This is a genomic window from Vibrio sp. HS-50-1, assembly GCF_024747315.1.
Classification (GTDB): Bacteria; Pseudomonadota; Gammaproteobacteria; order Enterobacterales; family Vibrionaceae; genus Vibrio; species Vibrio diabolicus.
This window is the reverse complement of the sequence record NZ_JAMPZF010000024.1, coordinates 81323-106697: the sequence shown is the minus strand read 5'-3', so window position 1 is coordinate 106697 and position 25375 is coordinate 81323. Positions and strand designations below refer to the sequence as shown.

The 25375-nt window shown below is 44.7% G+C and carries 21 protein-coding genes; 10 read left to right on the top strand and 11 right to left on the bottom strand.

Going from position 1 to position 25375, the window contains the following annotated elements; translation table 11 throughout:
* Positions 1–20: 20 nt before the first annotated feature.
* The 5 genes from sucA to sdhC all read right to left on the bottom strand — a co-directional run bounded on the left by sucA (position 21) and on the right by sdhC (position 6240).
* Positions 21–2846, bottom strand: a complete 2826-nt coding sequence (gene sucA / locus NDJ01_RS10165; RefSeq protein ID WP_047009528.1) for a 2-oxoglutarate dehydrogenase E1 component — start codon at positions 2844–2846, stop codon at positions 21–23.
* A 170-nt stretch (positions 2847–3016) separates the two neighbouring features.
* A complete protein-coding gene (locus NDJ01_RS10160; RefSeq protein ID WP_005382174.1) occupies positions 3017–3727 on the bottom strand; it encodes a succinate dehydrogenase iron-sulfur subunit in 711 nt (236 codons plus the stop codon).
* A 15-nt stretch (positions 3728–3742) separates the two neighbouring features.
* Positions 3743–5509, bottom strand: a complete 1767-nt coding sequence (gene sdhA / locus NDJ01_RS10155; RefSeq protein WP_005393016.1) for a succinate dehydrogenase flavoprotein subunit — start codon at positions 5507–5509, stop codon at positions 3743–3745.
* Positions 5510–5854 (bottom strand): succinate dehydrogenase, hydrophobic membrane anchor protein, encoded by a 345-nt coding sequence (gene sdhD / locus NDJ01_RS10150; protein ID WP_005382169.1) that lies wholly within the window; start codon positions 5852–5854, stop codon positions 5510–5512.
* Positions 5848–6240 (bottom strand): succinate dehydrogenase cytochrome b556 subunit, encoded by a 393-nt coding sequence (gene sdhC, locus NDJ01_RS10145; protein WP_017634811.1) that lies wholly within the window; start codon positions 6238–6240, stop codon positions 5848–5850. Before sdhC ends, sdhD begins: the two co-directional genes overlap by 7 nt.
* Positions 6241–6636: 396 nt before the next feature.
* Here sdhC and NDJ01_RS10140 point away from each other — a divergent pair, with 396 nt between their 5' ends.
* Positions 6637–7926, top strand: coding sequence for a citrate synthase (locus NDJ01_RS10140; RefSeq protein ID WP_005382163.1), 1290 nt, complete (start codon positions 6637–6639; stop codon positions 7924–7926).
* 88 nt (positions 7927–8014) lie between these two features.
* Here the strand turns inward: NDJ01_RS10140 and NDJ01_RS10135 are convergent, their stop codons facing one another.
* Entirely contained in the window at positions 8015–8773 is a 759-nt protein-coding gene (locus tag NDJ01_RS10135) for a Nif3-like dinuclear metal center hexameric protein (RefSeq protein ID WP_047009529.1), read from the bottom strand.
* A gap of 232 nt (positions 8774–9005) precedes the next feature.
* Between NDJ01_RS10135 and NDJ01_RS10130 the strand changes: the two genes are divergently transcribed.
* On the top strand, positions 9006–9779 hold the full coding sequence (locus tag NDJ01_RS10130) for a DUF1853 family protein (protein ID WP_258586651.1): 774 nt from the start codon (positions 9006–9008) through the stop codon (positions 9777–9779).
* Between the two features lie 62 nt (positions 9780–9841).
* Here the strand turns inward: NDJ01_RS10130 and pgm are convergent, their stop codons facing one another.
* Together pgm and seqA are read right to left on the bottom strand one after the other, a co-directional pair.
* Positions 9842–11488 (bottom strand): phosphoglucomutase (alpha-D-glucose-1,6-bisphosphate-dependent), encoded by a 1647-nt coding sequence (pgm, locus tag NDJ01_RS10125; protein WP_258586650.1) that lies wholly within the window; start codon positions 11486–11488, stop codon positions 9842–9844.
* A 92-nt stretch (positions 11489–11580) separates the two neighbouring features.
* Positions 11581–12123, bottom strand: a complete 543-nt coding sequence (seqA, locus tag NDJ01_RS10120) for a replication initiation negative regulator SeqA (protein WP_005393026.1) — start codon at positions 12121–12123, stop codon at positions 11581–11583.
* 92 nt (positions 12124–12215) lie between these two features.
* Between seqA and NDJ01_RS10115 the strand changes: the two genes are divergently transcribed.
* The 3 genes from NDJ01_RS10115 (at position 12216) to fldA (ending at position 13899) form a co-directional block, all read left to right on the top strand.
* Positions 12216–12983, top strand: a complete 768-nt coding sequence (locus NDJ01_RS10115; RefSeq protein WP_256954484.1) for an alpha/beta fold hydrolase — start codon at positions 12216–12218, stop codon at positions 12981–12983.
* A gap of 112 nt (positions 12984–13095) precedes the next feature.
* The gene (locus NDJ01_RS10110; RefSeq protein ID WP_005393038.1) at positions 13096–13317 is read left to right on the top strand and encodes a DUF2788 domain-containing protein; all 222 of its coding nucleotides are present in this window, start codon (positions 13096–13098) and stop codon (positions 13315–13317) included.
* 48 nt (positions 13318–13365) lie between these two features.
* Complete coding sequence (gene fldA / locus NDJ01_RS10105) at positions 13366–13899, top strand: flavodoxin FldA (protein WP_258586649.1); 534 nt, start codon at positions 13366–13368, stop codon at positions 13897–13899.
* 50 nt (positions 13900–13949) lie between these two features.
* Here the strand turns inward: fldA and NDJ01_RS10100 are convergent, their stop codons facing one another.
* Complete coding sequence (locus NDJ01_RS10100) at positions 13950–14453, bottom strand: DUF4442 domain-containing protein (RefSeq protein ID WP_047009532.1); 504 nt, start codon at positions 14451–14453, stop codon at positions 13950–13952.
* Between the two features lie 200 nt (positions 14454–14653).
* Between NDJ01_RS10100 and fcrX the strand changes: the two genes are divergently transcribed.
* The gene (fcrX, locus tag NDJ01_RS10095; RefSeq protein WP_005382141.1) at positions 14654–15103 is read left to right on the top strand and encodes a ferric iron uptake transcriptional regulator FcrX; all 450 of its coding nucleotides are present in this window, start codon (positions 14654–14656) and stop codon (positions 15101–15103) included.
* 289 nt (positions 15104–15392) lie between these two features.
* Here the strand turns inward: fcrX and glnS are convergent, their stop codons facing one another.
* Entirely contained in the window at positions 15393–17063 is a 1671-nt protein-coding gene (glnS, locus tag NDJ01_RS10090; protein WP_237283687.1) for a glutamine--tRNA ligase, read from the bottom strand.
* Between the two features lie 236 nt (positions 17064–17299).
* Entirely contained in the window at positions 17300–18871 is a 1572-nt protein-coding gene (nagE, locus tag NDJ01_RS10085; RefSeq protein WP_006742711.1) for an N-acetylglucosamine-specific PTS transporter subunit IIBC, read from the bottom strand.
* A 489-nt stretch (positions 18872–19360) separates the two neighbouring features.
* On the opposite strand from nagE, the gene nagA reads away from it, so the two are divergent.
* From nagA to asnB, 4 genes are all read left to right on the top strand, one after another.
* The gene (gene nagA, locus NDJ01_RS10080; protein ID WP_047009534.1) at positions 19361–20497 is read left to right on the top strand and encodes an N-acetylglucosamine-6-phosphate deacetylase; all 1137 of its coding nucleotides are present in this window, start codon (positions 19361–19363) and stop codon (positions 20495–20497) included.
* 2 nt (positions 20498–20499) lie between these two features.
* Positions 20500–21714: an ROK family transcriptional regulator gene (locus NDJ01_RS10075; protein ID WP_258586648.1), complete on the top strand. Its 1215-nt coding sequence runs from the start codon at positions 20500–20502 to the stop codon at positions 21712–21714.
* A gap of 81 nt (positions 21715–21795) precedes the next feature.
* Positions 21796–23385, top strand: a complete 1590-nt coding sequence (locus NDJ01_RS10070; protein ID WP_258586647.1) for a cation:proton antiporter family protein — start codon at positions 21796–21798, stop codon at positions 23383–23385.
* Between the two features lie 230 nt (positions 23386–23615).
* A complete protein-coding gene (gene asnB / locus NDJ01_RS10065; RefSeq protein ID WP_005393054.1) occupies positions 23616–25280 on the top strand; it encodes an asparagine synthase B in 1665 nt (554 codons plus the stop codon).
* The last annotated feature ends 95 nt before the right edge of the window (positions 25281–25375 follow it).

Sequence of the window (25375 nt, the reverse complement as noted above, 5' to 3'; positions counted from 1 at the left end):
CTTCCTTTAACTTCTAGTTCTTAATTTGAAGTTTTTAAGTTCACGTTCAGAGCGTCTTCAACCAACGCTTTTTGTTGTTTCAAGTGCACCGACATGTAGCCAACTGCTGGCGAAGCAGAAGCTGGGCGACCTGCGTATTTAAGATCTGCACCTGCAGGAATAGCGGCACGGAAGTTGTGTTGGCTACAGTACCAAGCACCTTGGTTCTGAGGCTCTTCCTGACACCACACGAAGTCTTCAACGTTGGTGTATTGAGCAATCGCTGCTTGTACTTCTTCCATCGGGAATGGATAAAGCTGCTCGATACGCACGATAGCGACATCGTCTTGCTCGTTATTACGGCGCTGCTCCAGTAGGTCAAAATAAACCTTACCTGAACAGAACACGACGCGTTTTACTTTGCTTGGGTCTAAATCATCTACTTCTGGAATTGCAGATTGGAATGTACCGTCCGCTAAGTCTTCAATTGTCGAAGTACATAGAGGATGGCGCAGCAAAGATTTTGGCGACATAACAATCAGAGGTCGACGCATTGGGCGTACAACTTGACGACGAATCATGTGGTATACCTGAGCCGGTGTTGAAGGAACTACAACCTGCATATTTTGCTCAGCACACAACTGAAGGTAACGCTCTAGACGTGCAGAGGAGTGCTCAGGGCCTTGACCTTCGTAACCGTGAGGTAGAAGCATTGTGAGACCACATAAGCGTGCCCATTTCTGCTCACCTGACGAGATGAATTGGTCAATCACAACCTGCGCGCCGTTGGCAAAGTCACCAAACTGCGCTTCCCAGATAGTCAAACCACCTGGCTCTGCTGTTGCGTAACCGTATTCAAATGCCAATACCGCTTCTTCTGACAGTACTGAGTCAAACACTTGGAATGGCCCCTGATTGTCATGAATATTCGCTAATGGAATGTACGTACTTGCATCTGTTTGGTTATGAAGAACCGAGTGACGGTGGAAGAAAGTACCACGACCCGAATCCTGACCAGAAAGGCGAATACGCTTGCCATCATCAACTAATGTTGCATACGCCAATGTTTCGGCCATACCCCAGTCGATTGCTTTTTCACCGGTCATCATTGCTAGGCGATCGTTGTAAAGCTTATTAACACGGCTTTGCAGTTTATGGCTTTCTGGATACTGACAAAGACGATTACCCAACTCGATAAGACGCGTCTTGTCATATTTTGAATCCCACTCCATATCCCATTCATGCCCTAAGTAAGGGGACCAGTCCACAGAGTGCAACGCCATTGGACGCCATTCTTTAACCACTACTTCACCGCGGTCTAATGCGTCGCGGTACTCATTGACTAACTGAGTCGCTGTCTCGATATCTGATTCGTTTTTATCGATCAGAATATCCGCATACAATTTGCGTGGTGTAGGGTGTTTTTTGATTTTTTGGTACATCAAAGGCTGAGTCGCGTTTGGCTCATCGGCCTCGTTGTGACCGTGGCGACGGTAACACACCAAATCAATCACGACATCGCGCTTGAACTCGTTGCGGTAATCCAAAGCAATACGAGTAACAAAAGCAACCGCTTCTGGGTCATCGGCATTCACGTGGAAAATTGGCGCCTGAACCATCTTCGCGATATCTGTACAGTACATCGTTGAACGCGTGTCACGAGGGTTAGACGTCGTAAAGCCAACTTGGTTGTTAATAACGATACGCACCGTACCACCGACTTGGAAACCGCGAGCCAGTGACATGTTGAACGTTTCGGCAACCACACCCTGACCAGCGATTGCAGAGTCACCGTGGATAGTGATAGGAAGCACTTTGCTACCTTGATTATCACCCAAGCGATCTTGACGTGCTCGCACCGACCCCATGACTACTGGGTTGACGATTTCTAGATGCGATGGGTTAAATGCAAGAGCTAAGTGAACATCACCACCTGGGGTAGCAAAGTCGGCAGAGAAGCCTTGGTGATATTTCACATCACCCGTACCCCAAGTTTCGTCGTGTTTACCGGCAAACTCATCGAAAAGATCTTGAGGCTTCTTACCAAGCACGTTCACCAGCATGTTCAAACGACCACGGTGAGCCATACCGATAACCACTTCACGCATCCCACTTGTTCCCGCGTGACGGATCAACTCTTTCGTCATCGGAATCAGTGCGTCACCACCTTCTAGAGAGAAACGTTTTGCACCTGGGAATTTCGCCCCGAGGTAACGCTCCAAACCTTCAGCGGCTGTTAGCTCTTCTAGGAATGTGCGCTTCTCATCTTTGTTGAATGATGGCTGGCCTACGACAGACTCAAGACGTTGTTGGATCCAACGTTTTTGCTCTGTGTCAGTCATGTGCATGTATTCAGCACCGATGGAACCGCAGTAAGTTTTGTTGAGGGCTTCATAGATGTCTTTCAACTTCATGGTTTCTTGCCCAACAGCAAAAGAACCTACGTTGAAAGTTTCTTCGAAGTCATCTTCGGTAAGATTATGAAAAGCAGGGTCTAACTCCGCCACGGTTGGGCGTTGCCATAGACCTAGTGGGTCTAATTCTGCAGCTTCATGTCCGCGGAAACGGTATGCGTTGATTAGCTGTAGAACTTTTACTTGTTTTGCATCGACATCTGGGTCACTAACTTGGACATTGTAATGCTTTGTTTCTCTAGCGAGTCGACGGAAGTAGTCACGGACACGTGAATGTGGTTGTTCTGCCACTTCTTCTGACGGCTTAGGTAAGCCTTCAAAAACACGTTTCCACTCCTCACTTACCAGATCGGGATCACTTAGATACAGTTCGTAGAGGTCCTCTACATACGTTGCATTGGCGCCAGCCAAGTGTGAAGACTCGAGCCATGCCTTCATCACGCCGTTGTGCATATTTTCCCTTAACCAGTAGTTTTCACGTTTGCTTCGGTCTTTGCCGAGCTATAAGAGCCGACCAGAACTAGTCGGCAATTTTTGTATTCTTTACTCGAAATATTCTTGAAGCAGTGAAGCGGTCATATCGGGTGATCCGCAACACTGCGACATTCCTAAGAGCGAGTAAATTAAACCGAGCGATTAACCAGCATCGACTTAATATGGCCGATGGCTTTCGTCGGATTTAATCCCTTAGGACAAACACTTACACAATTCATGATGCCATGGCAACGAAAAACGCTAAATGCATCATCAAGATCAGACAAACGTTCATCTGTTGCCGTATCGCGGCTATCAATTAGCCAACGGTACGCCGCAAGAAGACCAGCTGGACCGATGAATTTGTCAGGGTTCCACCAGAATGATGGGCAAGACGTTGTACAACATGCACACATGATACATTCGTACAATCCATCTAAATGCGCACGATCATCAGGCGATTGTAGGTTCTCGCGTGATGGTGGTAATGCACCATCATCAATCAAGAATGGTTTAACTTTCGCATAGTTATCATAGAACTGCGTCATGTCAACGATAAGATCGCGCACGACAGGTAACCCTGGCAGTGGACGAATAACTATCTTATCGCCTTGTAGAGCAGATAACGGTGTGATACACGCTAGACCATTTTTACCATTCATGTTCAAACCATCAGAACCACATACCCCTTCACGGCATGAGCGACGGAACGCGATGCTTGGATCTTGCTCTTTTAGCAGAATCAATGCATCAAGCACCATCATGTCTGAGCCTTCGTCTACCTCAAGGGTATACTCTTTCATGTAAGGCTTGGTATCTACATCCGGATTGTAACGGTATAAAGAGAAGTTCAATTTCATAGTCGTATCCTCCCTTTAGTATGTACGTACTTTCGGCGGGAAAGCTTCACGATGCGTTGGCGTCATGTTCACATCACGCTTAGTCATCGCTTCTGTTTCCGGGTTGTAGATAGAGTGGCATAGCCAGTTCTCATCATCACGCTCAGGGAAATCGAAACGAGCATGTGCGCCACGGCTTTCAGTACGGTAGTTAGCCGCTACGGCTGTAGAGAATGCTGTTTCCATCAAGTTGTCTAGCTCTAGACACTCAATACGTTGCGTGTTGAATTCAGAAGACTTGTCCGCTAGATGCGCATCTTTCAGACGTTCGCGAATTACTTTCAACTCTTCTAGACCCGTTGCCATTGCATCGCCTTCACGGAATACTGAGAAGCTGTTTTGCATGCAAGCTTGTAGGTCTTTACGGATTTGAACTGGATCTTCACCGCCAGTACTATTTTCCCAACGCATGGTACGCGCTAGAGATGCTTCAATATCAGATTCAGTTGCAGGGCGTGCCTCAGCTTGCGCTGCGAGCGTTTCGCCAAGGTGCAAGCCAGTCGCGCGACCAAATACGACTAAGTCTAGTAATGAATTGCCGCCTAGACGGTTTGCTCCGTGTACTGATACAGAAGCAATCTCACCACATGCATATAGACCTTGTACTTCCATCTCGCTGCCGTCAGCCTTTTGCTTGATTGCTTGACCAGACACTTGAGTCGGTACACCACCCATCATGTAGTGACAGGTTGGAATCACTGGAATTGGCTCTTTCACTGGATCAACGTGCGCGAAAGTACGAGACAGCTCACAAATACCAGGCAGACGTGACTCAAGCACTTCTTTACCAAGGTGATCCAATTTCAGCTTAATGTGTGGACCCCAAGGACCATCACAACCACGGCCTTCACGAATTTCGATCATCATTGAACGTGCAACTACGTCACGACCAGCAAGATCTTTCGCGTTAGGAGCATAGCGCTCCATGAAGCGTTCGCCATCTTTATTTAGAAGGTAACCACCTTCACCACGACAACCTTCTGTTACAAGAACACCTGCACCAGCGATACCCGTTGGGTGGAACTGCCACATTTCCATGTCTTGCATAGGTACACCCGCACGCAATGCCATACCTACACCGTCACCAGTGTTGATGTGTGCGTTAGTGGTCGACGCGTAAATACGACCTGCGCCACCTGTTGCTAGAATCGTTGCTTTTGATTTGAAGTAACAGATTTCACCCGTTTCCATACAAATCGCAGTACAGCCCATTACGGCGCCGTCTTGGTTTTTCACCAAGTCTAGTGCATACCATTCCGAGAAAATGGTGGTTTTGTGTTTCACATTTTGTTGGTAAAGCGTATGGAGAAGCGCGTGACCTGTACGGTCCGCAGCAGCTGCTGTACGTGCAGCTTGCTCACCACCAAATTCTTTTGACTGACCACCGAATGGACGTTGGTAGATAGTACCGTTATCAAAACGAGAGAATGGAAGACCCATTTTTTCTAGTTCGATAACGGACTCAGGGCCATTTTTACACATGTATTCAATCGCGTTCTGGTCACCGATGTAATCGGAACCTTTAACGGTATCGTACATGTGCCATTGCCAATCGTCTTTGTGCGAGTTACCCAGAGCAACGGTAATACCGCCCTGTGCAGACACAGTATGAGAACGTGTTGGAAATACTTTTGACAACAAAGCACATGATAGGCCTTGTTCTGAAATTTGTAGTGCAGCGCGCATACCTGCACCACCAGCGCCGATTACTACGGCGTCAAACTCACGAACTGGAATAGACACTTACGCACCCCACAGAATAAATAGACCAGAGAAGACATAGCCGAATAGCACGGCAATAACACCAAGTTGCAGTGCGCCACGCAGTTTCGCGCACTTAATGTAATCCGTTAATACCTGCCACAAACCGACCCATGCGTGGATCAGGATCGAGACAAGTGCCAACATGGTGAATACTTTAGTGAAGGTACCACCAAAGAATTGGGTCCAAGATGCGTAAGAGATATCTGAAAATGCACAGAAGCTAATCAGATAAATCGTGTATAGCGTCATAATGATTGCAGTTGCACGAATTAGTAGGAAATCGTGTACACCATTACGACCAAATGAAGATACGTGTTTTACCATACCAAGATCCCCGCCAATAATGATAATACTGCTGTTGCACCAAACGCGACTTTAGCGCTCATCGTGCCAGAATCTAGCTCTTCAAAGTGACCTAGATCCATCAACAAGTGACGGATACCACCTGCAATGTGGTAGGCAAGTGCAGTAAGAATTCCCCACAGGATGAATTTTACGAAGAAGCTATCGACGATGTCAGCGGCTTCCATAAAACCCATTGGGGATGACAGAGAAATGGACAGTAACCACAGTAGTATACCCACCGCAACAAACGTAATTACCCCAGACACACGGTGTAGGATGGATGCGATTGCTGTGATAGGAAAGTGGATGGTCTGTAAATCTAAATTAACAGGTCTTGACTTTCTTTCTTTCACGGGCTTGCTCACTCAGCTCCATTGAGCATTTATTGTTATAACCAATTTCAGCTTCCAAACGTACAAAAGTTAACATCTATTTAACAAATATCGCGAGTAACCACCCAGATAATTGTAAACAACTTGTTAACAATCGGAGTCCAGCAACAAACCTCACTCTTTGTTTCTAGCCCCGAATTTATAAGGATTTAACTAAAATTTTCTTAGCCAATATACGGCGAGCAACATTCTAATACAATTGGTGTAACAAATTATGCTACATAGAACAGATTTTTAACGATTTTCATGAGAAAAATCATAACAAGTGCACACAAAGATGGAGAAAAATTGACTTTAAGCTTTAACAACAGTACAAAAATGGCACATAAACATCCTGGACGGATTAAATAATAAACAAAGGAGATTGTTATGGCGGATAAGAAAGCGACCCTTCATGTTGAAGGTCAAGCGCCAATCGAACTGCCAATTATGGACGGTACGCTAGGTACACCTGTAATTGACGTTCGTAAGCTGGGAGCCAATGGTTACTTTACTTTTGACCCAGGTTTTCTTGCCACTGCATCTTGTGAATCATCAATCACGTACATCGATGGCGGCAAAGGTATTCTTTTGCACCGCGGTTTCCCGATTGATCAATTAGCCAATAACGCAGATTACTTAGAAGTATGTTACATCCTTCTTTATGGTGAAGCCCCTACCCGAGAACAATACGAGCAATTCAAGACGACCGTAACGCGTCATACTATGGTCCACGAACAAATCGCAAGCTTTTTCCATGGCTTCCGACGTGATGCTCACCCAATGGCAGTAATGTGTGGTGTAGTCGGTGCACTTGCAGCCTTCTACCACGACTCTCTTGACATCAACAACGACGAGCACCGCGAGATCGCGGCGTACCGTCTGCTATCGAAGATGCCGACACTGGCTGCAATGTGTTACAAATACTCTATTGGTCAGCCATTTATCTACCCACGCAACGATTTGAGCTACGCAGAAAACTTCCTACACATGATGTTCGCAAACCCTTGCGAAGAGTATGAAGTAAACCCTGTCGTTGCTCGTGCAATGGATAAAATCTTCACGCTACACGCGGATCACGAACAGAATGCGTCGACGTCAACTGTACGTCTAGCTGGCTCTTCTGGTGCTAACCCATTTGCATGTATTGCCGCTGGTATTGCATCACTTTGGGGACCAGCTCACGGTGGTGCAAACGAAGCGTGCTTGAGAATGCTAGAAGAGATTGGCAGCGTCGATAACATCCCTGAGTATGTAGACCGCGCGAAAGACAAAGATGACCCATTCCGCTTAATGGGCTTTGGTCACCGCGTTTATAAAAACTACGATCCACGTGCGACAGTAATGCGCGAAACGTGTCATGAAGTTCTCAAAGAGCTAAACATTCAAGACCCTCTGCTAGATGTAGCAATGGAACTTGAGCGCATTGCGCTTTCTGATGAGTACTTCGTTTCTAAGAAGCTGTACCCGAACGTAGACTTCTACTCAGGTATCATTCTTAAAGCGATTGGTATTCCAGTTTCTATGTTTACGGTTATCTTCGCGATTTCTCGTACCATCGGCTGGATTGCTCACTGGAACGAAATGCACAGCGATCCACTGAACCGCATCGGTCGTCCTCGTCAGCTATACACTGGTGAGACACAGCGTGAGTTTTCTCCACTTCACGAACGTGAATGATCTTTTTAGTTAGAAGATAAACAAAAGGGTTGAGATTTTGTCTCAACCCTTTTTTCTTTTCAGCGTCTCACGTTATGAATAGCGAACACTAAACCGGATTATCAATATCGATAAACTCCACATGTAGGCCGTATTCATCCGCTAGCCATTTTCCTAAAGCCTGAACACCATAACGCTCAGTAGCATGATGACCTGCAGCAAAGTAATGAATGTCCATTTCTCGCGCAGTATAGGTTGTACGCTCTGAAATTTCTCCAGAGATAAATGCATCTAATCCGTGTTGTACAGCAAGCTCAATAAAATCCTGCCCTCCACCAGTGCACCAACCGACTGTCTCAATCATCTTATCGGTATTCTCTGGAGCAATATGCAGTGGTTCTCTATCAAGAACTTGATTGATCTTGCTCGCAAATTCAGCACCAGACATCGGTTTTTTCAAGCGTCCAAACATAGATACTGATTGAGGGTGTCCTTCAAGTCCACCTTCTACTTCGATTTCAAGTAAGCGAGCTAATTCGGCGTTGTTGCCTAGCTCTGGGTGAATATCCAGAGGAAGGTGATAACCATATAAGTTGATATCGTTTTTGATCAGACTACGAATTCGTTTACCTTTCATACCACGAATTGGCTCAGGTTCACCTTTCCAAAAATAACCGTGATGAACGAGTAATGCGTCTGCATTAAGCTCAATCGCTTTATCGATTAAGGCTTGGGAGGCAGTTACGCCAGTGATAATACGCTTTACGGCTGGCGTCCCTTCTACCTGTAACCCGTTTGGTGCGTAATCTTTAATTAACTGCGGTGACAGTTTGTCATTAAGAATCTGTTCTAGCTTTAAGTTATTCATTATTACTTCCAATTTCTAGCGCATGTAAGCCTAAATAACCTCTCGATGAAATCAGACCGAGAGTGTGCAACCTAGTTGATACAACAACGTTTTGACATCTGGCACCTTGATATCATTTAGGTACTTAAAGTGTATCTCGAACCCTAATATCGATGCTAGCCACCCTACCCTCAAAAGCAAATTTAGTTACAATAACAAAGCTTGTCGCCTCACCATACATATAGGGATACGGATGAACCAACTGCAAAGCTTTTACCAATGGATCGCCACTTCACCTCCTCTTTTCAAGTTACGCCCTCCGTTTACAACCTTAGAGGATCTTTCGGTAACGCCTTTAAATAACGCTGAGCAATACAATGGTAATCCAAGATTGGGCTTTTTATATCAGCACTTATGCACTGCAGTTCTCTCTAGTTCAGAACGATATCAGGTTATCGCGGAAGAGGTTCAGTTAAACGACATCGAAGGTAAGACCATTGGTGCTATCGACTTGGTGTTGCGGAATACAGAATCAAATCAAATAGAACACTGGGAAGTGGCGATTAAGTTTTATCTTCTTTATAACGGCGTTTGGTATGGTCCGAATGCTCACGACCAGCTGCATACAAAACTGAATAGAATGCTTACTCATCAGTTGAAAATGAGCGATCGCCCGGAATTTCAAAAAATAATTCCGTTAAACGACGCCCCACAAGAGCATCTATTGATGCAAGGACGACTCTATATTAATCCGTTTACTCCAGAGCCAACTCCTAGCGAGTGCTTGGGTTATGAACTAAATCCAAGTCAGATTAGTGGTTACTGGTGCTACCAGAGCCAATGGGAGTTAATCGGTAAGCCACTTTATCATTTACACAAACCATGCTGGGCGATTGGTACGGACGATTTCTCTCAACCCATTGAAAAACCTTCAGACCGATTTGTACATGCACAAACGGAGGACGGTCAATTCTGGTTTGTGGTACCGGATTCCTGGCCCGGAAACAACTCAGTTCAGGAATCTTAAAACGCAAAAGGGTTGATGCTTGCACATCAACCCTTTGTTTTCTAAATCGACTATTGGATGGTTTACAGGCCGGCAGCTGCAAACACTTGATTAACGATCTCTTGTGCTTCTGCTTCGATTTGTTTTAGGTGCTCTTCACCTTTGAAGCTTTCACAGTAAATCTTGTAGATGTCCTCTGTGCCTGATGGACGAGCAGCAAACCAGCCGTTTGCCGTCGTTACTTTTAGACCACCGATTGCAGCACCATTACCAGGCGCATGCGTGAGACGAGCCGTAATTGGATCACCCGCTAGTGTTTCAGCCGCGACCATTTCTGGTGACAACTTCTTCAGTACGTCTTTTTGTGGGCCATTCGCTACAGCTTGAATACGGTTGTATTTCGACTCACCGTGTTTCGCCGCTAGCTCTTCATAGTAGTCTTGTGGGTTCTTACCCGTTACCGCAGTGATCTCTGCCGCTAGAAGACATAACAAGATGCCGTCTTTGTCTGTTGACCAAGGCGTGCCATCTTTACGAAGGAATGACGCACCAGCACTTTCTTCGCCGCCGAAACCAAACTTACCAGTGTACAGACCGTCTACAAACCATTTGAAGCCTACTGGTACTTCACATAGCTCACGACCTAGATCCGCCACAACACGGTCAATCAGTGCACTTGATACTAGTGTTTTACCAACCGCTACATCTTTACCCCATGCCTCACGATGGCGGTATAGGTAGTCGATACAAACGGCTAAGAAGTGATTCGGGTTCATCAAACCTTTTGGCGTAACGATACCGTGACGGTCGTAGTCAGGATCGTTACCAAATGCTAGATCGTACTCATCTTTCAATGCCAATAGACCCGCCATTGCGTAAGGAGAAGAACAGTCCATACGTACAACGCCGTCTTTATCGAGAGACATGAATTGGAAAGAAGGATCAATCGCTTCACTTACTAGCGTTAGGTCTAGGTTGTATGCCTGACCTATTTGACGCCAGTAATCGATGCCGCTGCCACCCAATGGATCTACACCAATCTTCAGGTTTGCTTTTTGGATTGCTTCCATATCGATAACGTTCACCAGATCATCGATATAGGGTTTAACCAAGTCCATCTCCACAAACAGATCCGATGCTTTTGCTTCTGCTAGTGGTAAGCGTTTAACACCTTGTAAACCTTCGGCAATCAGTGCGTTCGCACGATCTTCGATAGCTTGAGTCAACTCAGCTTCTGCTGGACCACCGTGAGTCGGATTGTATTTGATACCGCCGTCTTGTGGTGGGTTATGAGATGGTGTAATCACAATACCGTCTGCTTTTTCATCGTGCTTGATGTTGTAAGTCAGAATTGCGTGCGAGATACCTGGTGTTGGCGTGTAGCCGTTATCCTGCTGTACGATGACTTTTACGCCATTCGCAATCAAAACTTCAATCACGCTAGAAAATGCAGGTTCAGACAAAGCATGCGTGTCTTTACCGACAAACAAAGGACCTGTGGTCCCTTGCTGGGCACGAACTTCTGCAACCGCTTGAGCAATAGCCAAAATGTGGTTTTCGTTAAATGTATGCTTATCAGCGGTACCACGGTGACCTGATGTGCCGAATTGAACCTTGTGATCGGGGTTCTTAGCATCAGGTTGAAGCAAGAAGTAATTGGCAACAAGTGCCGGAATATTATGAAGATCTTCCTGCTGCGCTTTTTGCCCAGCACGAGGGTGCATAGCCATGTTTGACATCCTTTCTTTAAATACAAATAAAATTAAAAAAGCCTCATAATATCCGCTAACTGCGACACATTATGAGGCTTCTATCAGGTTTCTTAGATTGAACCTGTTACTTTTTCTATTAAGTCAGGTTGGTACCCCATGTGTGTCATCACTTGTTCAACCATCTGTCTTTTACGACTGGTATTGTTGTTCGTGATAACCCAAAACGGTGTGCCAGGAATGGCTTTTGGCTTGGTCGTGTTGCCATTTGCCAACAAGGTTTCTTCATTATCTGCAAAGTACACGCGTTTGCGTCCCTTTACATTCGTAGCCTGCGCGAAACCTTCTGGATTTAATTTATGTAAGGTCGATAGTACTAACATAAAGCGATCAATCGCTTTTTTTAGACCGGCAAACTCATCAGAAATAAGCAGCGAACGCATTTCTTTCACTACATCAACAGATTCCGTTTTACCCGCATCTTTACTTACTACAATCCCTTGTGGCTTCTCTACTACAGGCGCGGCTTCAGCTTCCTGCAACTGACCATCAAGGTTTAAAAGGCGTCGCAAAATATCCGAGGCGCTTTCACCGATATGCTTAGTTTGGCTAGCAATGTAACGGTATAGATCCTCATCAACCTCAATTGTTTTCATTCGCTTTTCACATTCTCAATGTTTAAACTCTGGGGGATTATAACGAGATCCTCTCGGATACTCCACGTTAAACCCATCACGAATAAGATAAAATGTCAGCATTACTCAACTATAAGCAGGAAGGCCAAGGCCAAACAGTTGTTTTGATTCACGGATTGTTTGGTAGTTTAAGTAATCTGGGTCTACTAGCCCGCGATCTTATTAAAGATCACACGGTGATCAGTATTGATCTGAGAAATCACGGCCTCTCTTTTCACTCAAACATTCATAATTACGCCGACATGGCAAAAGATGTGGCACAACTCCTACAACACTTAAATGTTGATCCATCTATTATTATTGGGCATTCAATGGGTGGAAAGGTCGCGATGACACTGGTGGACATTGCTCCAGAGCTCGTCAAACAGTTGGTTGTACTCGACATGGCACCTGTCGCCTACACAGCAAACCGTCACGATAATGTGTTTAACGGTTTACACGCCGTAATTAACGAAAAGCCAGCAAGCCGTCAACAAGCGATGGATATCCTAGCTCAACATGTTGAGATCGACGGTGTAAGACAATTTCTCTCTAAGTCACTATACAAAAATGGCGATAAAATGGACTGGCGGTTTAACGTATCGAGCCTTTTTGAGAATTACGCACAAATTATCGGCTGGCAGGAAATTGCCCCAACAGACATACCCACTCTGTTTGTTAAAGGTGGTGATTCCGATTACTTAATGCCAGAGCACCAACCTGCGGTGCAAAAACAGTTCAAACAAGCAAAAGCACATGTTATCGCTAATACTGGCCACTGGCTGCACGCCGAAAAACCGGCCGAAGTAATGAGAGTCATTCGGAAATACATTTCGAGTTAACAAATTCGAAAAGCAACAATAGATTATTGAAATAACCCTTCTTGTAGTGCATTAACTTTACCGTTTAACAGTGGTATAGTGCGCCCAAGATTTTTCGGCATGAAGGGCTAAAATGCTTTACGACTATATGGATATGCTCGAGTCTATTGGGCTCGATCTTCTTTTTGCTGCTATCTTCTTTTTCATCGGGATGGCGATAAAAGATGTGCTAAAGCAAGGCAATGTACCTGTTTTTGGTCGTCGTATTGTATGGTTAGTCCTTTTCCTAGGCTGTGCTGGCTTTATTGCAAAAGGTGTAATTCAGCTAACTTGGGAAGGCTCTGGGTTAGGTTAAACCCTTAGTACCATCGCCAATAACAAACAATGTAAAGGTATAGACTCTATGGCAAGTGTAGGTATCTTCTTCGGTAGCGACACAGGTAATACTGAAGCCGTTGCAAAGATGATTCAAAAGCAACTAGGTAAGCATCTAGTTCACGTTCAAGACATCGCGAAAAGCAGCAAAGAAGACATTGATAACTTCGATCTTCTTCTTCTAGGTATCCCAACTTGGTACTACGGTGAAGCACAATGTGATTGGGATGATTTCTTCCCTGAACTTGAGCAAATCGACTTCTCTACTAAGCTAGTGGCTATCTTTGGCTGTGGCGACCAAGAGGACTACGCAGAGTACTTCTGTGACGCGATGGGCACAGTACGTGATATCGTTGAGTCTAAAGGTGGCACAATTCTTGGCCATACTTCAACAGAAGGCTACGAATTTGAAGCGTCTAAAGCACTTGTTGAAGGTGACGACAGCCAATTCGTAGGTCTATGTATCGATGAAGACCGTCAACCGGAACTGACTGACGAACGTGTTGAGAACTGGGTTAAACAGATTTACGAAGAAATGTGTTTAGCTGAGCTTGAACGCTAAATAAATCGAATTATACAAAGACCTCCGATTGGAGGTCTTTTTGTATATTTTCACAAAGCATCGGTGAGCACTTCCTCTTCGCGATACTGAGGTTTCTTTCTTACATAAAGCTTGCGTTGAACCTCTGAAACCACATTCCCCTGCTTATCTTTTACATGGGTAATAAATTCAGGAAAACACTTTTCTCCATTCCGTGTCATTTGATAAATGTTTTCTAGCATCCCTTCAGTAACTTCGAATTCTGCATATAAATCACTTTGCCCTGGCTTAATAAAGTTAATACTCGCCTCTTTATCCCACACGTAATACTCCTCGCGTAGAATCCCCATCAGCATCAACGAGTAAATGGGGTCAGTTAAAGAGAAAATACTGCCACCATACTGAGTACGATTGGCGTTTTTATTCCACCAGCGAAGCTTCAAACGCACCTTCACGGTACGAAAGTCTTCAGAAATATGTAAGATTTTAATACCAGCGCCCCAAAAAGGTGGCCAAATATTGAGTGCGAATTTTACAATTCCTGGTTTGTATATCTTCGCAAGTCGCTTATTCATCGCAGTCCGTGCCCTCTCCAAGCTCAATGTTACATAATTGTAACTGGTCAGATCTGTAATATAATCGACCTGTTTCTAATTTACAAAAAGATTCTATTAACCCTTTGAAGTTCGTGGTTTAATGTTCTGAGCGCTTATCCTATAATGGTAGGAAGATTGAATTCTGTTAAATCGCTGCAGATGATCCAACGGGAAAGTATATGTCAGATAATAATCAGGCGCTGAAGGATGCGGGTTTAAAAGTAACCCTTCCAAGGCTAAAAATTCTAGAAGTACTTCAGCAGCCAGACTGCCAGCACATCAGTGCTGAAGATTTGTACAAAAAGTTGATTGATCTAGGTGAAGAGATTGGCCTAGCAACTGTTTACCGAGTTCTAAACCAATTCGATGATGCTGGTATTGTAACTCGTCACCACTTTGAAGGTGGTAAGTCAGTCTTCGAATTATCGACTCAACATCACCACGACCATCTAGTGTGCCTAGACTGTGGTGAGGTAATTGAATTTTCTGACGATCTTATTGAAGAACGTCAAAAAGAGATTGCAGCTAAGTACAATGTCACGCTAACAAACCACAGCTTATACTTGTACGGCAAGTGCAGTGATGGTGGTTGTAAAGACAATCCAGATGCACACAAACCAAAAAAATAACGGTTTGTTGATTTAAAATAAACGTCAGCTCATGCTGGCGTTTTTTGTTTCTGAGGGCGATATCTTTCAATAGCTGAATTGCCGTACCAACTTTTGTAAAGCGTCGATTAGACTTACCAATTCAAACCTTAATAAACATCATTGTTTTGCTTCCAAACCGAACATTTATCAAACGTCCCTCGTTCTTAAGCAACTCCCTACACTACCTATAACCGCCGCATTACGATAATGAGAATAAAAAAATGCCAGCATTTGCTGGCATTTTTATCGGTTTTTGCATTAATCGAGATTATTGGTTCTCAATTTTTGCCCAAGTATCACGTAGACCAACCGTACGGTTGAATACTAGTTTATCTGCTGAAGAATCTTTCGAGTCTGCGCAGAAGTAACCCATACGCTCAAACTGGTAGCCTTTTTCTGCTTCTGCTGACGCTAAGCTAGGCTCTACAAAACCATTGATCACAACTAATGATTCAGGGTTGATTGTAGAAGCAAAGTCTTCTGCTGCACCCGGGTTTGGAACCGTAAATAGACGATCGTACAGACGGATTTCCGCTGGTAATGCTTTATCAGCTGATACCCAATGAATCACACCTTTTACTTTACGGCCATCAGCCGGGTTCTTACCTAGTGTGTCTGCATCGTAAGAACAGAAGATAGTCGTGATGTTACCTTCGGCATCTTTTTCAACGCGCTCTGCTTTGATCACGTAAGCACCACGTAAGCGAACTTCTTTACCTAGCACTAAACGCTTGTACTTTTTGTTCGCCTCTTCACGGAAGTCTTCACGCTCAATCCACAACTCACGAGTGAATGGTACTTCACGCACACCCATCTCTGGTTTGTTTGGGTGATTAGCAACCGTCAAGTTTACTACTGCACCTTCTTCAAAGTTTTCGATAACAACTTTAACAGGATCCAGCACAGCCATTGCACGCGGAGCGTTCTCGTTTAGGTCATCACGAATACAAGATTCTAATGAGCTAAACTCGATCATATTTTCTTGCTTCGTTACACCAATACGCTTACAGAATTCACGGATAGATGCTGGCGTGAAGCCACGACGACGCAGACCAGAGACTGTTGGCATACGTGGGTCATCCCAACCGTTAACCAGTTTTTCAGTGACGAGTTGATTAAGCTTACGCTTAGACATCACTGTGTACTCAAGGTTTAAGCGACTGAACTCGTATTGATGCGGACGGCTTTCGATCGTGATGTTGTCCAGAACCCAGTCGTACAGACGACGGTTATCCATAAACTCAAGAGTACAGATAGAGTGTGTAATGCCTTCTAATGCATCAGAGATACAGTGCGTGAAGTCGTACATTGGGTAAATGCACCACTTATCACCAGTTTGGTGGTGCGTAGCAAAACGCACACGGTATAAAACTGGATCGCGCATAACCATGAATGAAGAACCCATGTCAATCTTGGCACGAAGACACGCTTTACCTTCTTCAAATTCACCAGCGCGCATTTTTTCAAATAACGCTAAGTTCTCTTCAACAGAACGGTCACGGTATGGGCTTGGTTTACCTGGCGCCTTTAGCGTGCCACGGTATTCACGAATCTGCTCTGGACTTAGCTCATCTACATACGCTAAGCCTTTGTTAATCAATTCAATTGCATATTCGTAAAGCTTATCGAAGTAGTTTGATGAGTAACATACTTCACCACTCCACTCAAAGCCCAACCAGTTTACATCTTTCTTGATAGACTCAACGTATTCGATGTCTTCTTTTTCAGGGTTCGTATCGTCGAAACGTAGATTACATTGACCCTGGTAGTCCTGAGCAATACCGAAGTTCAAACAGATAGACTTAGCATGACCGATATGCAGGTAGCCATTTGGCTCCGGCGGGAATCGAGTATGCACGCTAGTGTGTTTACCATCCGCTAGATCTTTATCAATGATCTGGCGAATAAAGTTTGATGGACGAGCATCAGCTTCACTCATCTATAGCACCTCAAAAATATTAGTATTGTCAGAGAAAACGGAACTCTGCATCCAAGTATGGTTTTGCAGAGTACATTGTTTCTAATGATCCACAATTCTAAGCAATTAGACAACAAGAACTCGCGCTAAAACGACAATATTTATCGAGTTAGTGCGAAAGCACAGCAGATTCAAAGTGCCAAAACAAAAAAAGACCTCCCGAGGGAGGTCTTTAGTCAGATATCAGTTCGATGTAATTAAGGCAATTTTACATTCGATAGGTCTTCATTAGCACCGATTGCTTTCATTTCGCCAGCAACGATTTCAGCTAGAGGGCCAAGGATAACTTGAAGGTTGTTTTCACCAAGTTTAACAACACCTTTCGCACCCAGTTTCTTCAGTACTTCCTCATCAGCGACTGAACGATCTTTTAGCGTCAAGCGTAGTCGAGTGATACATGCGTCGATTGAAGTTAGGTTGTCATGACCGCCAAGTGCTTTTAAGTATTGGCGAGCTAGGTCACCACTTTTCTTCTCACCAGCAGGCGCAGCTGCTTCGCTGTCGTCATCTTCACGACCAGGCGATTTCAAGTTGAATGCGCGGATTGCGAAGCTGAATGTGAAGAAGTATAGAGCACCAAAGCCAAGACCAACTGCACCAAGTAGTAGCGGCTTAGTTGCTAGACCGTAGTTCAACAAGTAGTCAATTAGACCAGCTGAGAATGTGAAGCCGTGTAGCGTACCAAGCATGTTAGCAACAACTAGCGACAGACCAGTGAACACTGCGTGAATCGCGTATAGTGCAGGCGCTAGGAATACGAACATGAACTCTAGGGGCTCTGTGATACCAGTTAGGAATGAACAGAATGCAACAGAGAACAATGCACCACCAACTTGGCTACGTTTCTCAGCAGGAGCCGCTAGGTACATTGCAAGCGCCGCACCAGGTAGGCCGAACATCATTACTGGGAAGAAACCGTTCATGAACACACCAGCGCTCTTATCGCCGCCGAAGAAACGGTGTAGGTCACCAGATTTAACTGTTTCAGTTACTTCCTTCACTGTTGCAGTGATTTCAGGAGTGACAGAGTTAGCGAATTCAAATGTATGAGTTTGACCAGCCACAAGCGTTTTCGCTAGCGCAGGATCAACACACAGTTGTTGTAGAGCAGGAAGCGCTTGACCCGCAGCATTTGCACCAGTTACTAGCACTTCTTGACAAGACCCCATACCAAACCAGAAGAATGAGTTAAGTACGTGGTGTAGACCTACAGGAATAAGGGCTCGGTTCAGTGTACCGTAGATAAACTGACCAATAGCGCCAGAAGTTGAGATGCCATGAGCAAGCGCATCTAGACCACCTTGAATTGTTGGCCATACAATGCCACCAACTGCACCAGCAACTAAAGCGAATAGACCTGCCATAATCGGCACTAAACGTTTACCAGAGAAGAAAGCAAGCCACTCAGGAAGACGTGTAGCATGGAAAGCGTTGTAAGAGTGGCCAGCAATAATACCTGCGATGATACCACCAAAGAACGACATGTTTACTGATGCATCAATTGTTGACGCTGTCGCTGTCAGTACAAAGTACGCAACTGCACCAGCAAGGCCAGCTGCACCTTGACCGTCTTTAGATAGACCGATCGCAATACCAAGGCCAAACAACAATGGAAGGTTAGAAAAGATTGAGTTACCTGCTTGTGCCATAAATGCGATGTCAAAAACATCCGGCTGGCCCAAGCGCAGTAACAAGCCTGCGATTGGCAAAGTCGCAATAGGAAGCATAAGAGCTTTACCTAACTTCTGCGCGTATCCGAGAATATTCACCTTAAGTTCCCCCTATAGGATTAGATGTTATGTTGAATGACTTATTTCAGTCGTCCAATTTAGTCATCCTCAGTTTATGACATTAATTTTGCTCCGCAAATTAAAAGCTCACCGTTTGTGATCATAATCACCACAATTTGCCCTTTCGGAAGGTTTTTGCTAGCGAGATCATAAAACTTATTTTATTATACGAAAAAATGGCGTTTTAAAGATAATATTCTCGCACTTTATGCAAGGCAGAATCAGTGTTATTTTGGTATCTAGGCGGGTAAATCACTGTAACTTTGCTCTGAAAAAGAATCATAAAAAACCATACAATTATTACTTTTCAGTTAGTTACTATGACAATAACATCGATAAAACGCGACTTGCTGTATGTGACTCGTTATCTAATTCAGTGATACAAACTAAGTACCCATATGACTAAAGCAGTCTCCACTTAGGTAACGATATAGAAATTGAATTCTCATCTATAAGGACTAGCTGACTATGTACGCGCTAAGTAACTGTAAAATTTATACCGGTAGTGATGTTCTTACCGATCATGCGGTCATCATCGAAAACGACCTTATTCAATCTATTGTGCCGGTTGCAGAGCTACCTCAGGGCATCGAAGTGAAAGACCTCGCAGGCGCAAACCTAAGTCCGGGCTTTATAGACCTGCAACTGAATGGCTGTGGCGGTGTAATGCTAAACGATGCAATCACACCGGAAACCATGCAAATCATGCACGAAGCAAACCTCAAGTCCGGCTGTACTAGCTTCTTACCAACGCTCATTACTTCATCAGACGAAGATATGCGAACTGCAATTTCTGCCGCTCGTGAATATCATAACCAATATCAAAACCAATCACTTGGTCTACACCTAGAAGGCCCTTATCTTAACGTCGCGAAAAAAGGTATCCACAACGTCGATTTTATTCGCCCGTCAGATGAAAGCATGATTGATCTTATCTGCGCAAACGCCGATATCATCGCTAAAGTAACGCTTGCACCAGAGCAAAACGATCCAGAGCATATTGCACGATTAAAAGCAGCCGGCATCGTGGTTTCTATTGGTCATACAAATGCGACCTACGCCGAAGCGCGTAAAGGCTTTGAAGCAGGTATTACTTTTGCCACACACCTATTTAATGCGATGACACCAATGGTTGGTCGTGAACCTGGAGTTGTTGGTGCAATTTACGATACTCCTGACGTTTATGCTGGCATTATTGCTGATGGTTTCCACGTAGACTACGCAAACATCCGAATTGCTCATAAAATCAAAGGTGAAAAGCTTGTTTTGGTGACGGATGCCACAGCTCCAGCAGGTGCTAACATTGATCACTTTATTTTTGTCGGTAAGAAAGTATATTACCGAGATGGTAAGTGTGTTGATGAAAACGGCACACTAGGCGGCTCAGCTTTGACAATGATAGAAGCAGTTCAGAATTCAGTTGAGCACGCGGGGATCGCTTTAGACGAAGCTCTACGAATGGCCACGTTATACCCAGCAACTGCAATTGGTGTTGAGGATCGCCTTGGCCGAGTTCGAAAAGGGATGGTTGCAAACCTAACCATTTTCGATCGTGACTTCAAAGTAAAAGCGACGGTTGTTAACGGACAATACGAGCAAAATTAAGCATGAATGGCGGACAGATTGGTAATGTAGATTTAGTAAAACAGCTTAACAGCGCTGCGGTATATAGGCTGATTGATCAGCAAGGTCCTATCTCCCGTATTCAAGTCGCAGATGTGAGCCAGCTCGCACCTGCTAGTGTTACCAAAATAACCCGCCAACTTTTAGAGCGCGGCCTTATTAAAGAGGTCGCCCAGCAAGCTTCAACTGGTGGTCGTCGTGCAATCTCTCTGACCACCGAAGTCAAACCCTTCCACTCTATTGCGGTTCGTTTAGGTCGAGATTACGTACAATTTTGTTTGTACGATTTAGGTGGCACTGCACTTGCGGAAGATCAGCACGAACTGCATTACACCAACCAAGCTGACTTGATCGCTGGGCTTATCGATTTACTTAAAGACTTCGTAAACCGTTGCGAAGACAAAATTGATCAGCTCATCGCAATTGGTATTACGCTACCGGGCCTTGTTAACCCAACAACAGGCGTAGTTGAGTACATGCCGAATACCGATATCGATAATCTAGCGTTGGGTGAAATTGTTGGAGAGAAGTTTAATACCGCATGCTTTGTTGGGAATGACGTACGTGGTATGGCGTTAGCGGAGCACTACTTTGGGGCAAGCCAAGACTGTCAGGACTCCATTTTAGTTAGCGTTCACCGCGGTACCGGCGCAGGTATTATCGTTAACGGCCAGGTTTTTCTGGGCTTTAACCGCAACGTCGGTGAAATTGGTCATATCCAAATCGATCCGCTTGGTGAACAGTGCCAATGTGGGAACTTTGGTTGCTTAGAAACCGTAGCAGCGAACCCAGCTATTATCCAACGAGTAAAACAATTGATTGCTCAAGGCTATGAGTCAAGCTTGACTGACCTTCAAAACATCACGATTGAAGCTGTGTGTCAGCATGCAATGGATGGTGACGAACTTGCAAAGCAGAGTTTAGTGCGAGTGGGTAACCAGTTAGGTAAAGCGATTGCAATTACCGTTAACTTGTTTAACCCTCAGAAAATTGTCATTGCGGGCGACATTACTGCCGCACAAGATATTGTCTTCCCTGCAATTCAACGTAATGTCGAAAATCAATCTCTCAAAACTTTCCATAACGACCTTCCTATCGTGGCTTCACACATTGATAAGCAGCCAACGATGGGCGCATTTGCGATGATTAAACGCGCAATGCTAAACGGAGTTTTGTTACAAAAGTTACTTGAAGACTAAGTTTATACAACTAATTGAGTTACAATCTCGGGCTGTGTTTTCACAGCCCGTTTTTGTATATCAGGAATACAGCTCAACAGTATGGAAATTATTCTAATTACAACAGCTTTTTTAGCTGGCTTTATTGCGCTTAAATGTAGCCTCCCTCCCCTCGTTGGTTTTCTACTGGCAGGATTTGGTTTGCATGCATTTGGCTATCAAAGCAATGACGTTATCGTCACTCTTGCAGATCTTGGTGTCACTCTTCTTCTATTCACGATCGGACTCAAGCTTGATGTCAAAACGCTACTGTCCAAAGAAATATGGGGAGGAGCGACCGCCCACAACATACTGTCTACCGCTTTTTTTGCACTAGCGCTATCAGGTTTAAAACTACTGGGCTTAACTTCGCTCGCCAGTATGGATAGCGGTCAAATCCTACTTTTAGCTTTTGCACTATCGTTCTCCAGTACCGTTTTTGCCGTAAAAGCATTGCAAGAAAAAGGGGAAATGAACGCGACCTACGGCACACTCGCGATCGGTATCTTGGTTATGCAAGATATTTTTGCCGTGGTATTCCTGACTGCTTCAACCGGCAAAGTCCCAGAATGGTATGCCATTGGTTTGTTCGCATTGCCTTTCCTTCGTCCACTATTCTATAAGCTGTTAGATAAAGTTGGCCACGGCGAAATGCTGGTGCTGTTCGGTATTTTCTTCGCGCTTGTTGTTGGGGCAGGGCTATTCGAATTGGTCGGTATGAAACCTGACTTGGGCGCGCTGATTTTAGGCATGTTACTCGCAGGCCACCCTAAAGCTTCAGAGCTATCCAAATCGCTATTCAATATGAAGGAGCTGTTCTTAGTCTGCTTCTTTTTAAACATTGGCTTGTCCGCTTCATTGAGCGTCAATGGCGTCGTACTCGCCCTACTATTTATCTTACTGCTGCCAATAAAAGGGCTTTTGTACTTCATCACGATTAATCACTTTAAGTTTCGAGTACGTACCTCTTTGCTCGCCTCTTTATCGCTGTTCAACTACAGTGAGTTTGGCCTTATAGTCGCAGGGTTGGCCTATAAAATGGGCTGGATGCCAAGCGATATGCTCGCTGCGATTGCGGTTGCGGTGTCTGTGTCCTTTATTATTTCTGCGCCACTTAACCGCCTTAGCCACAAAATTTATCAACACTCCGGCAAGTGGCTGCAAGAGACAGCCGCAGAAAAGCTTAACCAGCGTGACCAACTCATTAACCCTGGGCATGCCCAGGTATTGATCTTAGGCATGGGTCGCATCGGGACAGGGGCCTATGATGAATTACGTGCGCGCTATGGCAAAATTTCACTAGGCATAGAAATTCGTGAAGATGCAGCACATCAGCACCGTTCAGAGGGAAGAAACGTGATCGCTGGCGATGCCACAGACCCAGATTTTTGGGAACGAATTTTAGATACAGGTCATGTCAAACTGGTGCTGCTTGCCATGCCTCATCATCAAGGTAACCAAACCGCACTTGAGCAGCTTAAACGCAGAAAATATAAAGGGCAAATAGCTGCTATCGCCGAGTACCCAGATCAGTTAGAAGGTTTGCTGGAAAGCGGAGTTGACGCCGCATTCAATATATACAGTGAAGCAGGTATCGGTTTTGCTCGACATGTGTGTAAACAACTTGAACCTCAGTTCACACCAATAAAATAAGCAACCATACTAATATTTTTTAAAAGCCTTTCTATCAATAGAAAGGCTTTTTTGTATGGTTTTTATACCAAACCTTGATTTCATTCACCAAACGAGCCATTAAATTAAATAATATTTACACAACAAGGCTTTTTATCATTTTTATAATCACAAAACGTTGCTTTTTTTACTAGTAATGGCAAATTTAAGCCATACCGATTAGAAATTATTTAGTTTAGTAAGGATGTAGTATGTGTTCAGTATTTGGCATTTTAGACATTAAAAGCGATGCAGCCGCATTGCGCCCTATCGCATTAGAAATGTCGAAAAAACTTCGTCATCGTGGCCCTGACTGGTCTGGGATTTACTCTTCAGAGCGCGCGATTTTAGCGCATGAGCGCTTGGCGATTGTTGGTCTAAATAGTGGTGCACAACCGCTATACAGCCCTGATAAAAAGCTCATCCTTGCAGTCAATGGTGAAATCTACAACCATAAAGAAATTCGTGCTCGTTACGAAGGAAAATACGAGTTTCAAACCGATTCAGACTGTGAAGTCATTCTTGCACTGTACCAAGATATGGGTGCAGATCTCCTTGAAGAACTAAACGGTATTTTCGCTTTTGTTCTGTACGATGAAGAAAAAGACGAATACTTAGTCGGTCGCGACCACATTGGCATTATCCCTCTTTATCAAGGTCATGATGAGCATGGCAACTACTATGTTGCATCAGAGATGAAGGCACTTGTTCCAGTATGTAAAACAGTGAGCGAGTTCCCTCCTGGTAGCTACTACAGTTCAAAAGATGCCGAGCCAACGCGTTACTATGTTCGTGACTGGAACGAATACGCTGCCGTTCAAGGTAACACCACCAGCAAAGAAGAACTGACTGAAGCACTAGAAGCAGCGGTTAAACGCCAACTAATGACGGATGTTCCATATGGTGTTTTACTATCAGGTGGTTTAGATTCATCCATCACCTCTGCTGTGGCTAAACGTTTTGCTGCAATGCGAATTGAAGACGATGAAAAGTCAGAAGCTTGGTGGCCACAACTGCACTCTTTTGCTGTTGGCCTAGAAGGCGCGCCTGACCTGAAAGCCGCTCGCGAAGTTGCCGACCAAATCGGTACCGTTCACCATGAAATGACTTATACAATTCAAGAAGGTCTCGACGCGATTCGCGACGTGATTTACCACATCGAAACGTACGATGTGACCACCATCCGCGCATCCACGCCTATGTTCTTAATGGGTCGCAAGATCAAAGCGATGGGCATTAAGATGGTACTTTCTGGTGAAGGTGCAGATGAGATCTTTGGCGGCTACCTGTACTTCCACAAAGCACCAAACGCGAAAGAGTTCCACGAAGAAACAGTACGTAAGCTGCTTGCTCTGAACATGTTTGACTGCGCGCGCGCAAACAAATCGCTAGCGGCATGGGGGGTTGAAGGCCGAGTACCGTTCCTTGATAAAGAGTTTATCGACGTTGCAATGCGCCTAAACCCAGCAGATAAGATGTGTGGCAACGGCAAAATGGAAAAACACATTCTACGCGAGTGTTTTGAGCATTACTTGCCAGAGTCGATCGCATGGCGTCAAAAAGAACAGTTCTCTGATGGCGTAGGTTACAGCTGGATTGATACGTTGAAAGAAGTCGCAGAGCAAAAAGTGACGGATCAGCAGATGGAAACGGCTCAATACCGCTTCCCATACAACACGCCAACCACAAAAGAAGGTTACGTGTACCGAGAAATCTTTGAAGAGCTGTTCCCACTACCTTCAGCGGCTGAGTGTGTGCCAGGTGGTCCTTCAGTAGCTTGTTCATCAGCGAAAGCGATTGAATGGGATGAGTCATTCCAAAACTGTGTAGACCCGTCAGGTCGTGCGGTGCAAACCGTCCATAACGACGCTTACTAAGCGACTAAGTAGGGTGTCATGCCCTACTCCTAATCGGTAACCATCGTTGTTTTGCTAAGCTCGCTAAACAGCGTCCCACTGCTGGTGATTACCAG

What these genes read in the sequence shown, in the direction of transcription:
- sucA (WP_047009528.1), bottom strand. Translation starts at nt 2,846, where the DNA reads ATGCACAACGGCGTGATGAAGGCATGGCTCGAGTCTTCACACTTGGCT.
- asnB (WP_005393054.1), top strand. Translation starts at nt 23,616, where the DNA reads ATGTGTTCAGTATTTGGCATTTTAGACATTAAAAGCGATGCAGCCGCA.
- pgm (WP_258586650.1), bottom strand. Translation starts at nt 11,488, where the DNA reads ATGGCTATGCACCCTCGTGCTGGGCAAAAAGCGCAGCAGGAAGATCTT.
- fldA (WP_258586649.1), top strand. Translation starts at nt 13,366, where the DNA reads ATGGCAAGTGTAGGTATCTTCTTCGGTAGCGACACAGGTAATACTGAA.
- fcrX (WP_005382141.1), top strand. Translation starts at nt 14,654, where the DNA reads ATGTCAGATAATAATCAGGCGCTGAAGGATGCGGGTTTAAAAGTAACC.
- NDJ01_RS10110 (WP_005393038.1), top strand. Translation starts at nt 13,096, where the DNA reads ATGCTTTACGACTATATGGATATGCTCGAGTCTATTGGGCTCGATCTT.
- NDJ01_RS10140 (WP_005382163.1), top strand. Translation starts at nt 6,637, where the DNA reads ATGGCGGATAAGAAAGCGACCCTTCATGTTGAAGGTCAAGCGCCAATC.
- NDJ01_RS10130 (WP_258586651.1), top strand. Translation starts at nt 9,006, where the DNA reads ATGAACCAACTGCAAAGCTTTTACCAATGGATCGCCACTTCACCTCCT.
- NDJ01_RS10070 (WP_258586647.1), top strand. Translation starts at nt 21,796, where the DNA reads ATGGAAATTATTCTAATTACAACAGCTTTTTTAGCTGGCTTTATTGCG.
- NDJ01_RS10135 (WP_047009529.1), bottom strand. Translation starts at nt 8,773, where the DNA reads ATGAATAACTTAAAGCTAGAACAGATTCTTAATGACAAACTGTCACCG.
- seqA (WP_005393026.1), bottom strand. Translation starts at nt 12,123, where the DNA reads ATGAAAACAATTGAGGTTGATGAGGATCTATACCGTTACATTGCTAGC.
- nagA (WP_047009534.1), top strand. Translation starts at nt 19,361, where the DNA reads ATGTACGCGCTAAGTAACTGTAAAATTTATACCGGTAGTGATGTTCTT.
- glnS (WP_237283687.1), bottom strand. Translation starts at nt 17,063, where the DNA reads ATGAGTGAAGCTGATGCTCGTCCATCAAACTTTATTCGCCAGATCATT.
- NDJ01_RS10075 (WP_258586648.1), top strand. Translation starts at nt 20,500, where the DNA reads ATGAATGGCGGACAGATTGGTAATGTAGATTTAGTAAAACAGCTTAAC.
- sdhD (WP_005382169.1), bottom strand. Translation starts at nt 5,854, where the DNA reads ATGGTAAAACACGTATCTTCATTTGGTCGTAATGGTGTACACGATTTC.
- NDJ01_RS10115 (WP_256954484.1), top strand. Translation starts at nt 12,216, where the DNA reads ATGTCAGCATTACTCAACTATAAGCAGGAAGGCCAAGGCCAAACAGTT.
- NDJ01_RS10100 (WP_047009532.1), bottom strand. Translation starts at nt 14,453, where the DNA reads ATGAATAAGCGACTTGCGAAGATATACAAACCAGGAATTGTAAAATTC.
- NDJ01_RS10160 (WP_005382174.1), bottom strand. Translation starts at nt 3,727, where the DNA reads ATGAAATTGAACTTCTCTTTATACCGTTACAATCCGGATGTAGATACC.